Below are 15,214 nucleotides of genomic sequence, written 5' to 3' on the forward strand. Positions count from 1 at the left end.
AGCTCGGTGGCGTGGACGGATTCGATCGAGATCAGGCCGTAGTTGAACACGATGTCGCCGCCGCCGCTGCCATTGGTTTTGTGGATGGCGTTGTAACCGTAGCTGTTCACGCCGACCGGATAGAGGCCGTTCTGGCCGAAGCTGATCGTGCTGGTGCCCGAAGGCAGTGCGTTGCCGTCGCTATCAACCATGTCGAAGGTCGCGCCGTCGATGATGGTGCTGTTCGTGCCGTGCACGATCGTGCCGCTAAGCAGCGTGTCGGGCGGAATCACGTCCATGTCGAAGACATTTTTGTTGAGTCCGTCGCCGGGGGGCAGCGGCGGGTTGATGCCCGAGAGCACCTCGGTGTCCACGCCGATCTTGCTTCCGCCCGCGGTGCTCATGAGGTTGTCCACGTCGAGCCGGTAGGGCGGCAGGCCCGCGGTGGTCGTGTCGGTCTTGACCAGGAATGTGCCGCCGGCCAGGTCGAGGCCGCCGATTTCGCGGTTGGCGTCGAGCGTGGTTTCGCTGTTGGCGTTGAGTTTGAGGGTCGCGTTTGTGAGCGCGGTCTCCGAGGTGGCGAGGTCGAAGACGGTCTTGTGCCCGTAGGCGCTGCTCACGCCGACCGTGCCGCTGAAGGCGGAGCCCATGCTGGAGGAGAGCGCGAAGGTGACGTTGGGCGCGTTGACCGTCGCCGTGCCGACGAGGTCGAGCAGGCCGTCGCCGGTGAGCGGGTTGACGAGCGTGGTCGTGGTGGCCGTGTTGGCGGTGCGCACTTCGAGGATGGCGCCGGCGGCGATGTTCACATCCGAGCCGTTGAGCTGGTATTTTTCCCAATCGACGATGAGCTTGCCCTCCTTCACGAGGGTCGCTTGCTGGGTCATTGTGTCCGCGCCGGGGTTCTTGTCGATTGTCCAGGTGCCCGCCCCTTGCTTGACGAGTGTGCCGGCGAAGTCCGTGTTGCCGGTCACCGCGTCCGAGTAGAGCTGTTCCGTGCCCGCGTCGCCGTTGAGCGTGAGTAGCGAGGATGCACTCTTGATGAGAACATCGCCCACGAGCGTGCTGCTGTTCCACAGGTTCACCACGTTTACCGCAGTGTCATCGACAAGAGACAAGGAGTAGCGGGGGCCGCTAATCACGCCGCCGATGGTGTTGGTGACGACGATTTCGCCTACGGAATTGATGCCGTAGTGGGCGACGCCGGCAATCGTGCCGGAATTAATCACCGTGCCGCCATCATATAAAGACACGCCGATCTGGCCGCCCCGGATGAGGCCGGCGGATTCATTGGTGATCGTGACGAGTTCTCCGGCCTCGACACCGATGCCGTCCGTGGCCGTGCCGCTGATCGTGCCGGCGTTCATCACCGTGCCACCATCGAGAAACACGCCGAAGTCGCTACCTTGGATGAGACTGGAGGCGGTCGTGTTTTCAACCAACGAACTCATGACGGCAATGACGCCGGCATAGTCCATGCCAATAATCGTGCCGCTGTTCATCACCGTGCCACCAGCGAGAAACACGCCGGAGTTGCTGCCTTGGATGAGACTGAAGGCGGTCGTGTTGGTGATTTTCGAGGACTGTTCGGCATAAACGCCATAAGCATGCGTGCCAATGATTGTGCCGCTGTTGGTGACCGTGCCGCCGTTATAGAGAAACACGCCGGCGTAGTCGCCTTGGATGAGGCTGGCGGCGGTCGTGTTTTCCACCAGCGAGGATTGGGCCGCGAAAACGCCGGCGTCGGCGGTGCCGATAATCGTGCCGCTGTTGGTGATCGTGCTCGATCCCGCTATGTGCACGCCAGTGGTCCCTCCCTTAATGTAACCGTCGATGTTTTCGACTTCCGCATTGGTGCCGGAATAAATGCCGTAGCTGGCGGTGCCGGTGATTGCGCCGGTGTTGCGCACCCTGCCGCCTTCGCCCAGCCACACGCCGTTCAGTCCGCCCTGGATTTGGCCGCCGGTGTTTTCCACCACGGTGACGCCGGTGTCGGCGTAAATGCCGGAGTCGGTATCACCGAGGATCGTGCCGGAGTTCGTAACCGTGCCGCCGACGTTCAGACGCACGCCGGTCTCGCCGCCTTGGATGAGGCCGGTGACAGCGGTGTTTTCGATCTTGACCGCGGCGTCGGCCTGAATGCCGAAGCTGGTGTTGCCAAGGATCGTGCCGCTGTTTGTGACCGTGCCGGCAGCGTCGGTCTGAACACCGATGTTGGCGCCTTCGATCAATCCGCTGTTTGTGACCGTGCCGCCCGCTGCGAGATTCACGGCAACGTCACCGGTGATCACTCCGCCGGTGTTTTCGACCACGGCCGCGCCGCCGGCATCAATGCCGTAGCCGCCTTCGATTGTGCCGCTGTTGATGATGGTGCCGCCTTGCATGAGTCTCACGCCGGTGTTGAAACCGTGGATCCAGCCGCCGGGTTTGTTTTCCACGTAGGCTTCGAGCGTTTCGATGCGCACGCCGTCGTTGCCGTGGATTTCGCCGGCGTTGATGACCGTGCCACCCTGCACGAGGTTCACGCCGGTGTCGCCGCCGTTGATGTAACCGCCGAGTTTGTTTTCCACGAGGGCTTCTGGGCCGTTGATGATCACGCCGAAGATGCCGTGGATTTCCCCGGCGTTGTCCACAGTGCCGCTTTGCAGCGAGACGCCGGCGTTGTTGTAGCCTTGGATCCAGCCGCCGGCGGCGTTGGTCACGAGTGTCGAGATGTTGGAGCCCTCCGCCCGGATGCCGTATTCGCCTTCGATGAGGCCGCTGTTGGTGATTTCAGCCGTGTCTTGTGTAACATAGACGGCCTCGCCATTATCCACTCGGATGGTGCCGGAGTTGACAAGTTTGCTATCCCACGCGTTGGTGCTTCCGTCGAGGTTCACGCCCTTGTCCATGCCTTGGATGAAGCCTTCGTTGTCGATGTCCGCCCGACCTTGGGAATAAACGCCGTCGTTGTTCGTGCCGGTGATGACTCCATGGTTGACAAGGTTGAGATCGCTCGCGGCGTTGACGCCGTATTCCTGGCCGCTGATGAAGCCGCCAGGGTTGTTGGTAATCTTGATTTCGGGACCAGCGCCGGCGCGGATGCCGTCTTCAGCCAGGCCGTAAATCGTGCCGGAGTTGGTGATCGTCGCGCCGCCGTCGAGCTCCATGCCGTGGATGCCGCCCTCGATCAGGCCGACGTTGGTCACCATGCCTCCACCGGCAAGATATGCGCCGGCCGCCTCGCCCCGAATGAGGCCGCGGGTGTCGTTGGTGATGTCCACCGCGCCCCCGTCGGTGCGCACGCCGTAGCTGCCGGCGCCCGTGCCGATGATCGTGCCGGTGTTCGCCACCGTGCCGCCGCCGGTGAGCCACACGCCGGCGGAACCGCCGGTGATGATGCTTGCGTAGTAGTCGTTGGTGACGGTGGTTTCCCCGTTGGGGCCGCCGTAAACGCCGACGCCGCTGGCCGGGTCGCGGCCCTCGATGCGGCCGGTGTTGGTGATCGTGCCGCCGGCGTCCAGCGTCACGCCTGTCGTCCCGCCGCTGATCGTCGCGTATTGGTCGTTGAGGATTTCGACGGGGACGTTGGAGGCCTGGATGCCGTGGCTGCCAGCCGCGGTGCCGCTGATGATGGCGTTGTTCGTGTTGTGCACCGAGCCGCCGGCCTCGAGTGTGATTCCCGCGACACCGCCCTCAATCAGGGCGTTGTTGGTGATGTCGGCGACGGCGCCGGCGGCGGCAACGCCGACATTGCCAATGCCGACAATCGTGCCGTTGTTGGCGACGGTGCCGCCCTTGGCGAGCCTGATGCCGGTGCCGGCGGTGATGGAGCCGCCGGCGTTGTTCGTGACGAGCGTGGCGTTGTTGTTGGAATAGACTCCATAATTGGTGCCGCCGGCGCCGCCGCGGATCGAGCCGGAGTTCTCAATCGTGCCGCCGGCATTCAGACTGACGCCGGTGTTGCCGGTGATGTAGCCGCCGGTGGTGTTCGTGACGAGCGTGGCGTTGTTGTTGGAATAGACTCCATAACTGTTGCTACCGTTGATCGAGCCGGAGTTGGTAACCGTGCCGCCAGCATCCAGATAGACGCCGGTGTTGCCGGAGATGCGTCCGCCGGTGGTGTTGCTCACGAGCGTGGCATTGTTGTTGGAATAGACTCCAAAATTGGTGCTACCGTTGATCGAGCCGGAGTTCTCAACCGTGCCGCCGGCACTCAGCCAGACGCCGGTGTCGCCGGTAATGTAGCCGCCCGCGTTGTTCGTGACGAGCGTGGCGTTGCTGCTGGAAGAGACGCCATAATAGGAGCCGCCGCTGATCGAGCCGGAGTTCTCAACCTCGCCGCCAGCAGCCAGCCGGACGCCTGTCTGGTTGCCGGCAATTCTGCCGGAGTTTGTGACAGTGCCGCCGGCATCCAGCCAGACAGCGGTGATGGCGGAGATGCGGCCGCCGGTGGTGTTGCTCACGAGCGTGGCGCTGTCGTTGGAACGAACTGCAGGCGAATAAACACCGGTGATCCTGCCCGCATTCGCGACCGTGCCACCGGCGTTCAGCGTGATGCCGACGTTGCCGGTGATGTCGCCGCCCGCGTTGTTCGTGACGAGCGTGGCGTTGTTGTTGGAATAGATTCCCACCCCCGCATTGCCGCCGACAATCGAGCCGGAGTTGGTAACCACGCCGCCTTGGGCAAGGTTGATGCCGCTGGAGCCGCCGGAGATCAGGCTGGAGGCGGTGGTGTTTTCAACCAGCGCGGTCGCGCCGGCATGGATGCCCACGCCCACGTTGGTGACGGTGCCGTTGATCGAGCCGGAGTTAAAGACCGTGCCGCCGTGAACGAGGTTGATGCCGTAGGAGCCGCCGGTGATGACGCCGCTGGCGGCGTTGTTGACGGTGATCGCGGCGCCAAGCGCCTCGACGCCGGCATCGGCAACGCCGCGGATGGAGGTGGTGTTGCCGAGCGAGCCGGTGCTCGCAAAGGAGACTCCGACGTGGGTGGCGTCGATGGGGGTTGTGACCGTGTAATCGGCGTGGCTCAGGAAGGCCAAGCCCGTGCCGGTGACGGCGGTGATGGTGCCGGCGTTGATGAGCGTGGAGGACACGCCGATGACGATGCCCTGGGTGCCGGTGACGATGCCCCGGTTGTCAACGGAGCTGGTGCCGCCGGCGTAGATGCCGGCGTTGATGACACCGCCGGTGTTGTTGGTGATCGCGGCCTCGCCGCCGTTGACATAAACGCCGTAGCCGGCGTCGCCGCCGGTGATGGTGCCGGAGTTGGAGACGGTGCCGCCGGCGGTCAGATAGACGCCGTGGGTGCCGCCTTGGATGAGGCCGTTGGCGGCGTTGTTGACAAGAATGGCGCCGGTTCCGCCGACCACGCCGATGCCGTTTGTGCCGATGATCGTGCCGGTGTTGCCGAGCGAGCCGGTGGTTTCAAAATGCACGCCCTCGTCGCCGCCCCGGATGAGGGAGCCGTTGGTGTAATCCGCGTGGCCCTTAAAGATGAGAGCCGTGCCGGTGACATCGATGGTGCCGGTGTTGACGAGCGTGGAGCTCGCGCCGATCTGAACGCCGAGGGCGCCGGTGACGAGGCCGCGGTTGTCAACGGTGGTGGTGCCGCCCGCGTAGATGCCGTTGTCGATGACGCCGGTGGTGGCGTTGTTGACAACGGCGAGGCCGCCGTCCACGCGCACGGCGTGCTTGTTGGCGCTGGAGAGGGTGCCGGAGTTGTCAACCCGTCCGCCAGCCTGAAGCGTAACCGCATTTTGTTCCGTCGCGCGGATGAGCGCGCCCGCGTCATTTTCAACAACCGCGGCCGTGTTTTGGGCATAGACGCCATGCGCCCCTTGAATCGTGCCGGTGTTTTGCGCGGTGCCGCCTTGTAAAAAATTCACCGCGTCATTGCCCGTGCCTTCCACAAGGCCGCTGTTGACGACCAGGCCGGACGCGTTTTCAAACATTATCCCATCGACAGCGCCGCGGATGGCGCCGGAATTGAGCACCGTGCCGCCTTGTTCGAGATACACGCCCGTGTCGCCCGTGATCAGGCCGGTGTTGGTGTTGCTCACGAGGGTGTTGGCGCTGCCGGACCGGACGCCGACGCCGAGCGCGCCGATGCCGGAGATGGTGCCGGTGTTGGTGACCGTGCCGCCGCTCATAAGATACACGCCTGTGCCGCCCGGGCCGCCCGTGATCAGGCCAGTGCCGGAATTGCTCACGAGCGCGCTGGCGCTTGCGGACCAGACGCCGACGCCGAGCGCGCCGGTGCCGGAGATGGTGCCGGTGTTGGTGACCACGCCGCCTTTGACGAGGCGCACGCCGTAATCGGCGGCCTCAATGAGGCCGGTCGAGAGATTGTCGATCAATGTGTCGGCAACCGTGGACTCAACGCCGAAGCTGCCGGTGCTGATGATTTTGCCGGCATTCTTGACGGTGCCGCCGCCGGTGGCGAGATACACGGCCCTGTAGCCGCTTTGAATCACGCCGTTCTGCAAGTTGTCGACGAAGATGCCGGCATCTCCGTTGATGGCACTGTTGGTGGCGCCGCCGGTGTTGTTGCCAGTGATCGTGCCGGCGTTGCGCACCGTGCCGCCGTTGCGCAGCGAAACGCCGCCCGCGCCCGAAATCATGCCGTCGGCGATGTTGTCCACAAACGAGGAATTAGTGCTGGTGAAAACACCGTAGCCCGTGGAGCCTTCGATCGTGCCGGCATTGGTGACTGTGCCGCCGTTCATGAGATTCACGCCGTAGATGCCGCCGGTGATCTGCGCCGAGGTGGAATTGGTAATTGTGACCACGGCGGAAACGGCCTCCACGCCGGTAGCGTTCTCGCCCTCGATCTTGCCGGAGTTGACGATCTCGCCGCCTTGATTGAGGCGCACGCCAATGGTCGTGCCCGAGATGTGCCCGGTCGAGGCATTGTCGATCACGGTGTCGACGGTGTTGGACTCGAGGCCGACGCTGCCGGTGCTGGTGATCGAGCCGGAATTGAGCACCGTGCCGCCATACGAGAGATACACGGCCCTGTTGTTGCTTCGAATCACGCCGCCCTCCTTGTTGTCGATGAGCATGCTGACTCCGCCATAGACGCCGTTGTCATTGTTGAAGCCATCGTCATAGCCAATGATCGTGCCGGAATTGACCACCGTGCCGCCGGCACGCAACGAAACACCGCCGCTGCCCTCAATCACGCCCCCGGTGGTGTTGGATATGAACGCGGCGTTGGTGCCGGAGAGAACACCGTAGTTTGCGGAGAGATTGCCGCCGGAAATCGTGCCGGCGTTGTAAAGCGTGCCACCGTTCATGAGGCGCACGCCAACGTGCGAGCCCGAGATGTGCCCGGTCGCGGCATTGTCGATCACGGTGTTGACGGTGTTGGACAGGATGCCGAAGGTGCCGGTGCTGGTGATCGCGCCGGCATTGAGCACCGTGCCGCCTTGTTCGAGATGCACGCCCCTGTTGGCGCTTCGAATCACGCCGCCCGCCTTGTTGTCGATGAGTATGCTGAAGTAGCCATAGACGCCGCTGTCGCCATCGGCGCCATTGTCAAGGCCAATGATCGTGCCGGAATTGAGCACCGTGCCGCCGTCACGCAACGAAACACCGCCTGCGCCCTGAATCACGCCACCAGTGGTGTTGGATATGAGCGCGACGCCGATAGCACGAATACCGTAGCTTGCAGCGTTGTCGCTGGAAATCGTGCCGGCGTTGTAGAGCGTGCCGTTAAAACCAAAAAACACACCGTGCGTGCCGCTGCTGTGCGCAAGGGCGTTGGCTCCGATTTGAAGCTCCACGTCGGAAACACTGGTCCATATGGCATGCCCCGTGTCGGTGACCGTGCCGCTGGCAGCGAGGATATACGCGCCGGTGGAGGAGGCCTGATAACCACCGGTCCAACCCGAGGGAATATCATATGGCTGCGCGGACAGCGACCCGGCGAGGGTCGCGAGCGCGGCGGACAGGAAAAGCGCGAGAGAGCCGCGCGCGGAGGGAGGGCGAACAGGTGTGTTCATGTGATCGTTACGGTTTGTGTTTTGCATGAGATTGACGGGGCAAGCCGGCGAATGGCCGGCTCGGGTTGACGGGTGAGCGGATGGTTGAGCGATGGTTTGCGGATGGTTAAATTTGGCGCGTGAAACCCAGAGTATCAGCTGTAAAGTGATTATAAAATCGGAGGAATTTTGTAATGAATATGAGCAAGGATAGCTTGCCCCTGATTCCGCGTCCATGTCTTGTGATGCGATTGCTTCGGTTTGTTAAGAATAATTTTGTTAAATCCCCCAAAAAAGCTATTGCAAACAAGGTGCACAAGAAAGAGGCAAAGCAAGAAGGGACTGGATGTTACAAAATCAGTGCAAGAATGATTTTAGCGCCCAAAAAGCACAAGAAAACTAGAGTCTCTCTGGCTAAAAAAACGGCCTGAGCGCGCCGTGCTTCCACTGGCTACTGGCCATGGATATCCCGGCACAATCGTGCCCAGACAATCGACGCAAAAGACACGTGGTTGGCGCCAAATTTCATATTTTTTTCAAACAAAAGCATTTCGGACGCCGGAACCGCCGGAAATACGCAAGGTCGGAAGCCGGCAATCTGTCCATGCCCGACACTCTCACATTAATTTCCCGCTTTGCACAGGCCGCGCCGGGAACCCGCGCGAACGGCCCCAAAACAGCGGCTTTCGCCGCGCCATGCCACCGGGGCGTAAACCGGCATACACGCGCGCTGCTTGATTCCGTGACACGTCCGTCCCGAAAACAAATCACTCGAGGCAATAGGGGCGTCCGCCCGAGCCTCACCCGAACCTGATCGGCGGCCTGTTTCGCGAAAACAATGCCTGTGCGGGAAAATCGCATGGAGCCATGCGCCTGCGAGCGAGTTTGGAACGGCTGGGCTCATTCGATTTATTTGGCCGCACCTCATGGCGGGGCGAACCCTCCGAGTGAGCCGAAACACCCCTGGCACACCGGGACTGCTCGCCTGGCAAAAGGGCTTTCCCTTGCAACAATTCATACCGGAAAAACGCCAACGGGTGGGCGTGCTCGCAAGGACACCAAGAATTACGGAAGGCGGCACACACAGCGCGCCGGCGAAACCGTCGCGCCGCGTCAATCGAAAGGACGCCCGGAGTTTTTGAAGCAAAGGGGAAACGTCATCAACGCAGCAACTCCGTCGCGCGCGAGCTGGTTTGCGGCCAGTGCGCGTCCGGGACCAGCGGGCCCATGTGGCGCACGGTTTCGGCGCCGAGCAGCGAGGCGATCTCGCCGCACACGGGGAGCGGTTTGTCGCGCAGCCAGCCGGACAAAAAGCCCGCGCCCCACGCGTCGCCCGCGCCGTTGCTGTCGACCGCGTCGGTCACGCGCACGGGGGCGATTCGGTGCGACTCGACGCCGCCTCCCTTGCCGCGCACGATCCACGCGCCGTCCTTGCCGAGCTTCACCGCGGCCACGCCGCCGAACTCCGCCAGGCGCGCGCCCAGCGCGCGATAATCCTCCACGGTGTTCGCATCCGCGGCGTCGGGAAACAGCGCGCGGATTTCGTCCTCGTTGGAAAACACCACGTCGATTCCCTTGCGCAATTGTCCGAGCAGCCATTCGCGCGATTCGCGCACGACTTCGAACGACGCCAGGTCGAGGCTGAGCGTGCAGCCCGACGCGCGCGCGCCGTCGAGGATCGCGTCGGCGAGTTTTGAGTTGAACACGACGTAGCCCTCGATGTGCACATGCCGCGCGCCCTCGAAATCCGACGGCGAAACATCCTCCGGCGAAAACGTGCCGTGCGCGCCGAGGCAGGTGCGCATGGTGCGTTGCGCGTCGGGCGTGGTGAGCGCGAGGCAGCGGCCGTTTGGCATGGCGGCGTGCTTGAAGCGCGACGTGTCCACGCCGGCGGATGCGAAGCGCGCCTTGTAGGCGTCCGCCGCGTCGTCGTTGCCGAGCTTGCCGATGAACGCCGCGCGCAAGCCGAGCCGCGCGGTGTTGAAGGTCGTGTTGGCCGCGGAGCCGCCGGTGCTCATTGCGGGCTTGGTCGGGAGGAGCGCGAGCAGGCGCGCCATTTCGTCCGCGTCAACCATGACCATGCCGCCTTTTTCGCCGCCCGCGTGCGCGAGAAAATCGTCGGGCACGCTCACGACAATATCCATGATCGGCGCGCCGACGCCGATGAGATCGAGTGGTTTTGAAGGAGTCATAAAAATTCGTGGAAATTAAATTCGTAGGGGCGCACCTTGCGTGCGCCCTGACGTTTGCCCGCGTTGTGGATGATTTGCATACAGTTTTCCGCATACTAGGGCGCACGCCAGGTGCGCCCCTACGGACATCAATTAATTCGAAACGGTGATGCTCGTCGCGAGCAACGGCTCGTCGTCAACCTCGATCACGATCGAGTAGTCGCCCGCCTCGTCGAAGTTGAGGTTGTTGATTTCGTTGATGAGGTTGATGCGCTGGAGCGGGCCGGCGGATTCGAATTCGCGCTCGATGAGCGGGCGCATGTTCATCGGGTCGAGCCCGAGCGTGATGCGGATCATGTGCTTGCCCGCGGGCACGTCGCTGATTGTGAGAAACCAGATCATGCGCGGATGCGTGACGGGAAACTCGCGCGCGCGGATGTTGGAAAAAACGCCGAGTATGGTGTGCTTGCCCGAGCCGGGATCGATGTGCACGCCGTCGCACGTGAGCCATGCCAGGACCTGTGGCTTTGATTGCATAGATGACATGGCCGCATGGTGGCTGCGAACTTGCACAGGGCGCAAGCTTCGCGTAACGTCCCCCGCAATTTTACACACAACGATGACAGCCACGCCCAACCACGAGCCTTACATTGTCCGCCCGCGCAACGAGCCCGCGCCGCTTTCCCCGATTCAGGAGGAAATCCTCGCGCTCAAACGCGAGCGCAACGCCGTCATCCTCGCGCACAACTACCAGATCGAGCCGATCCAGCGCATCGCCGATTACGTGGGCGACTCGCTCGGGCTCGCCTACCAGGCGCAACAGGCCCAGGCCGACGTCATCCTTTTCTGCGGCGTGCACTTCATGGCCGAGACCGCGAAAATCGTGAACCCGGCGCGCACCGTGCTCCTGCCCGACCTCGACGCCGGTTGCTCGCTTTCCGACTCGTGCCCCGCCGAACAACTCGCCGCTTACAAGGCAGCGCATCCCGGCACCTACGTCGTCGCCTACATCAACTGCTCCGCCGCCGTGAAGGCGCTCAGCGACGTGATCTGCACGAGCGGCAACGCCGCCAAAATCGTCGCGCGCGTGCCCGCGGACAAAAAAATCCTCTTTGTGCCCGACCAGAATCTCGGCCAGTGGGTGCGCCAGAAAACGGGCCGCGACATGCGGCTCTGGCCCGGCAGTTGTTACGCGCACGTGCAGTTCACCGTCGCGGCGATTGAAAAAATCCGCGCGCAATTTCCCGGCGCGCCCGTCGTCGCGCATCCCGAGTGCGTGCAAGCCGTGCGCGACATCGCCGACGAGGTGTGCTCGACCGAGCTCATGATCGGCTTCGCCAAAAAAACGCCCGCGCGCGAAATCATTGTCGTGACGGAAAGCGGCATGCTCCACCGGCTCCAGCGCGAGGTGCCGGACAAAACCTTCATCGCCGGCCCGACCGACACCTGCGCGTGCAACGACTGCCGCTTCATGAAAATGAACACCATCGAGAAAGTGCGCGACGCGTTGAAAAACATGTCGCCCGCGATCGAGATGCCCGAGGACGTTCGCGCCGCCGCGTTCGCCCCGATCCAGCGCATGCTCGACTGGAGCAAGTGAGGGCGCGCCGGAGGGCGGCAGTATTCGTTTAGCGTCGAGAGGCATGCGGCCTTTGCACGCCAAAGGCGTGCCACCCCTTGGCCCGGGGTGGAGCTTGCGACACCCCGGGTGTTTGTTTTTTTGAAATTCGGCGCCCTGAAGGGGCGCAACAAATCAACGCACACCTGCATATTGTCGCGCCCCTTCAGGGCGCCGATCTTGTGTCGCTGATAACCCAGGGTTGCGCGCGCTGCGCGCTCACCCCGGGCCAAGCTGTATGACGCCTTTGGCGTCGTGCTTGCCACCATTCTTCCGACATTAAACGGATACGGGCGGCACCGCTCCTCAAATTTTCACTGCGCAGCCGGAGGCATCGGCGGTGGAGGTGTCGAGGTGGGCACAACCGGAGGCGGCGGCACGGACCTCGCCGGATTGCGTTTCACGATTGCCGCGACGACCAGCGAGAAAACCACGCCGAAAAACATCTGACTCAGGAAGCCTATCGCGGCCAGCGCGCCCGGATGGAAAAACATGCGCGTGATTTTTTCCGCGGCCTCCATTTGCCGGTCGTTCATTCCGGCCTCGGCCCATTTCTGCTCGACGAGCGCCATCATGTGCTCCGCGTAATCGGGATTGATAAATGTGAAATGGACAAACGTGTAAACCGCGCTGATGAGCGCCGCGACGAGCACGATCACCACGCCCGCGCCAAATCCTTGTCCGAACGTCAGGCACTGGTCGTTGTTTTCATCGCGCACGGCGCGCACGCCGAGCCAAATCACAAAAAAGCCCGCGATCGTGCCGATCCATTGAAACATCGAGGCCAGCGTCGAGCCGGCCTTTTCCGTTTGAAGTCCGAGCAGGTAGCCGAGCAGCGCCAGCGCGATGCCGACTGCGGCGAGAATAAGTCCGTAGGTAGTTTTGGTGCTCATAAGCAAAGTGAACCGCACGCTACGGAGATTTCCCCCGCGCGCAAGACACACCTCGCGCCCGGCGCGCGTCCGCCGTGGCCGGCCCGCGTGACAGTCAGCCTCATTTTTCGCTCGTAGTGCGCCGCGCCGCCGCATAAACACGACCGCTTTCCCAGTCACACCGCCAACAATAACAAACACGATGAAGCACTTCCTCAAAGAAACCGATTTCACACAGAACGAAGCGGCCGAAGTCCTCGCGCTGGCCCGCGACCTCAAGCAGGAACGCGGACGCAACACCCCCGCCGTGCTCAAGCACCAGACCTGGGCGATGATCTTTTCCAAGTCCTCCACCCGCACGCGCGTCTCGTTTGAGGTCGGCATCCACGAGCTCGGCGGCAATCCGCTTTTCCTCAACAAAAACGACATCCAGCTCGGCCGCGGCGAAAGCATCGGCGACACCGCGCGCGTGCTCTCGCGCATGGTGCACGGCCTGATCGTGCGCACCTACGACCACGCCGAGGTCGAGCAACTCGCCGAGCTCGGCAACGTGCCCGTCATCAACGCGCTCACCGACTTCCTGCACCCGTGCCAGATCTACGCCGACGCCTTCACGCTCGCCGAGCGCTGGGCCCCGCCCGGCGGCGACTTGCTCGCCTCGCTCAAGGGCCGCAAAATCGCGTTCCTCGGCGACACCGCCTGCAACATGGCCAACTCGTGGATTCTCGGCGCAAACCTCTTCGGCATGGAAATCTCGCTCGCCGGCCCGAAAGGCTTCGAGCCCTCCGCCGAGTTCGACGCGCTCCTCGCCGCCGAAAGCAAACGCCTCGGACTCCCCGGCAAATACCAGTTCACGACCGATCCCTACGAAGCCGTGAAAAACGCCGACGTTGTTTACACCGACGTCTGGGTGAGCATGGGCAAGGAGGACGAGGCCGCCGAGCGCATCAAAACCATGTCGCCCTACAGTGTGAACGCGCAACTCTTCGCCGCCGCCAAACCCGACGCCTGGTTCATGCACTGCCTCCCCGCGTATGTGGGCAAGGAAGTGACGCAGGACGTGCTCGACCACCCGCGCTCGATCATCTTCGACGAGGCCGAAAACCGCCTCCACGCGCAAAAAGCCATCATGGCCGTGCTCGCGCAACAACCGCGAGGCTAGTTTTGATCGCGGAAGCGCGAAAGGGCGGAAACACGAAAATTCCCCTTAAGCATGCATTCCGCAATCAACGGCCGCTGGTGTTCCAATCCTTCCGCGCTTCCGTTTTTTCGCGTTTTCGCGATTAAAATTGAAGTGCAAGAAAACGAAGTGCAGTATTTTAACTTTATTCTCCCATGAAAATCGTCCTCGCATATTCCGGCGGACTCGACACGTCCGTCATCGTCAAATGGCTCAAGGAAACCTATGACGCCGACATCATCACCTTCGCGGCCGACATCGGCCAGGAGGAAGAACTCAAGGGCTTGGACAAAAAAGCCAAAAAGACCGGCGCCTCGAAACACTACACGCTCGACCTCGTCGAGGAATTCGCGCGCGACTACATCTACCCGATGATCCGCGCCAACGCCGTTTACGAAAACCAGTATTACCTCGGCACCTCCATCGCGCGCCCCCTCATCGCCAAGGCGCAGGTCGCCATCGCCCGCAAGGAAAAAGCCGACACCGTCGCGCACGGCGCCACCGGCAAGGGCAACGACCAGTGCCGCTTCGAGCTCACCTACATGGCGCTCGCGCCCGACCTGCAAATCATCGCCCCGTGGAAAATGGACGAATACCGCGATCTCTTCCCCGGCCGCGCCGAGATGATCGCCTACTGCAAAAAGCACAACATCCCCGTCGAGGCCTCGCTCAAAAAACCGTATTCGATGGACCGCAACCTGCTCCACATTTCCTACGAGGCCGGCATCCTCGAAGACCCCTGGTTCGACCCCACGACCAAGGCCAACAAGGACATGTTCAAACTCTCCGTCTCGCCCGAGGACGCGCCCGACAAACCCGAATACGTCGAACTCGAATTCGTGAAAGGCGATTGCGTCGCCATCAACGGCAAAAAACTCACGCCCGGCAAAGTGCTCAAGGCGCTCAACAAACTCGGCGGCAAGCACGGCATCGGACGCGTTGACCTCGTTGAAAACCGCTTCGTCGGCATGAAGAGCCGCGGCGTTTACGAAACCCCCGGCGGCACGATCCTCATGCACGCGCACAAGCAAATCGAAAGCCTCACCCTCGACCGCGAAGTCGAGCACCTGCGCGACAGCCTCATCCCGAAATACGCCGAGCTCGTTTACAACGGCTTCTGGTTCGCGCCCGAGCGCGAGGCGCTCCAGGCGCTCGTCGACCAAAGCCAGAAATTCGTGACCGGCACCGTGCGCCTGAAACTCTACAAGGGCAACATCATCACCTGCGGCCGCAAGTCGAAGTATTCGCTCTACGACGAAAACATCGCGTCGATGGAAGGCGTGGAGAGCTGGTATAACCAAAACGACGCCACCGGCTTCATCCGCCTGAACGGCCTGCGCCTCCGCGCCCGCAACCTCGCGCAAGGCGGCCCGAAAGTCTGAAACGTCATTTGACGAAACATCAAAAAATGCGCGGCGCACAAAGCCGCG

General features: G+C 62.4%; 8 protein-coding genes. 4 read left to right on the forward strand and 4 right to left on the reverse strand.

Annotated features, from left to right (window positions below):
• Nucleotides 1-7,964: hypothetical protein (locus M2103_RS06495; RefSeq protein ID WP_277509509.1), on the reverse strand; the 7,964-nt coding region annotated here is incomplete at its 3' end.
• A gap of 179 nt (nucleotides 7,965-8,143) precedes the next feature.
• Here M2103_RS06495 and M2103_RS06500 point away from each other — a divergent pair.
• Nucleotides 8,144-8,374: a hypothetical protein gene (locus tag M2103_RS06500; RefSeq protein WP_277509510.1), complete on the forward strand. Its 231-nt coding sequence runs from the start codon at nucleotides 8,144-8,146 to the stop codon at nucleotides 8,372-8,374.
• A gap of 729 nt (nucleotides 8,375-9,103) precedes the next feature.
• Here the strand turns inward: M2103_RS06500 and M2103_RS06505 are convergent.
• Complete coding sequence (locus tag M2103_RS06505) at nucleotides 9,104-10,135, reverse strand: adenosine kinase (protein ID WP_277509512.1); 1,032 nt, start codon at nucleotides 10,133-10,135, stop codon at nucleotides 9,104-9,106.
• A 132-nt stretch (nucleotides 10,136-10,267) separates the two neighbouring features.
• On the reverse strand, nucleotides 10,268-10,651 hold the full coding sequence (locus M2103_RS06510) for a hypothetical protein (protein ID WP_277509513.1): 384 nt from the start codon (nucleotides 10,649-10,651) through the stop codon (nucleotides 10,268-10,270).
• A gap of 82 nt (nucleotides 10,652-10,733) precedes the next feature.
• On the opposite strand from M2103_RS06510, the gene nadA reads away from it, so the two are divergent.
• Complete coding sequence (gene nadA, locus M2103_RS06515) at nucleotides 10,734-11,714, forward strand: quinolinate synthase NadA (protein ID WP_277509514.1); 981 nt, start codon at nucleotides 10,734-10,736, stop codon at nucleotides 11,712-11,714.
• 332 nt (nucleotides 11,715-12,046) lie between these two features.
• Here the strand turns inward: nadA and M2103_RS06520 are convergent, their stop codons facing one another.
• Entirely contained in the window at nucleotides 12,047-12,625 is a 579-nt protein-coding gene (locus M2103_RS06520) for a DUF4199 domain-containing protein (RefSeq protein ID WP_277509515.1), read from the reverse strand.
• Between the two features lie 181 nt (nucleotides 12,626-12,806).
• Between M2103_RS06520 and argF the strand changes: the two genes are divergently transcribed.
• Together argF and M2103_RS06530 are read left to right on the forward strand one after the other, a co-directional pair.
• On the forward strand, nucleotides 12,807-13,766 hold the full coding sequence (argF, locus tag M2103_RS06525) for an ornithine carbamoyltransferase (protein ID WP_277509517.1): 960 nt from the start codon (nucleotides 12,807-12,809) through the stop codon (nucleotides 13,764-13,766).
• Between the two features lie 173 nt (nucleotides 13,767-13,939).
• A complete protein-coding gene (locus M2103_RS06530; RefSeq protein ID WP_277509519.1) occupies nucleotides 13,940-15,166 on the forward strand; it encodes an argininosuccinate synthase in 1,227 nt (408 codons plus the stop codon).
• Nucleotides 15,167-15,214: the final 48 nt, after the last annotated feature.

This window comes from Ereboglobus sp. PH5-5, assembly GCF_029504805.1.
In the GTDB taxonomy this organism is placed as follows: Bacteria; Verrucomicrobiota; Verrucomicrobiia; order Opitutales; family Opitutaceae; genus Ereboglobus.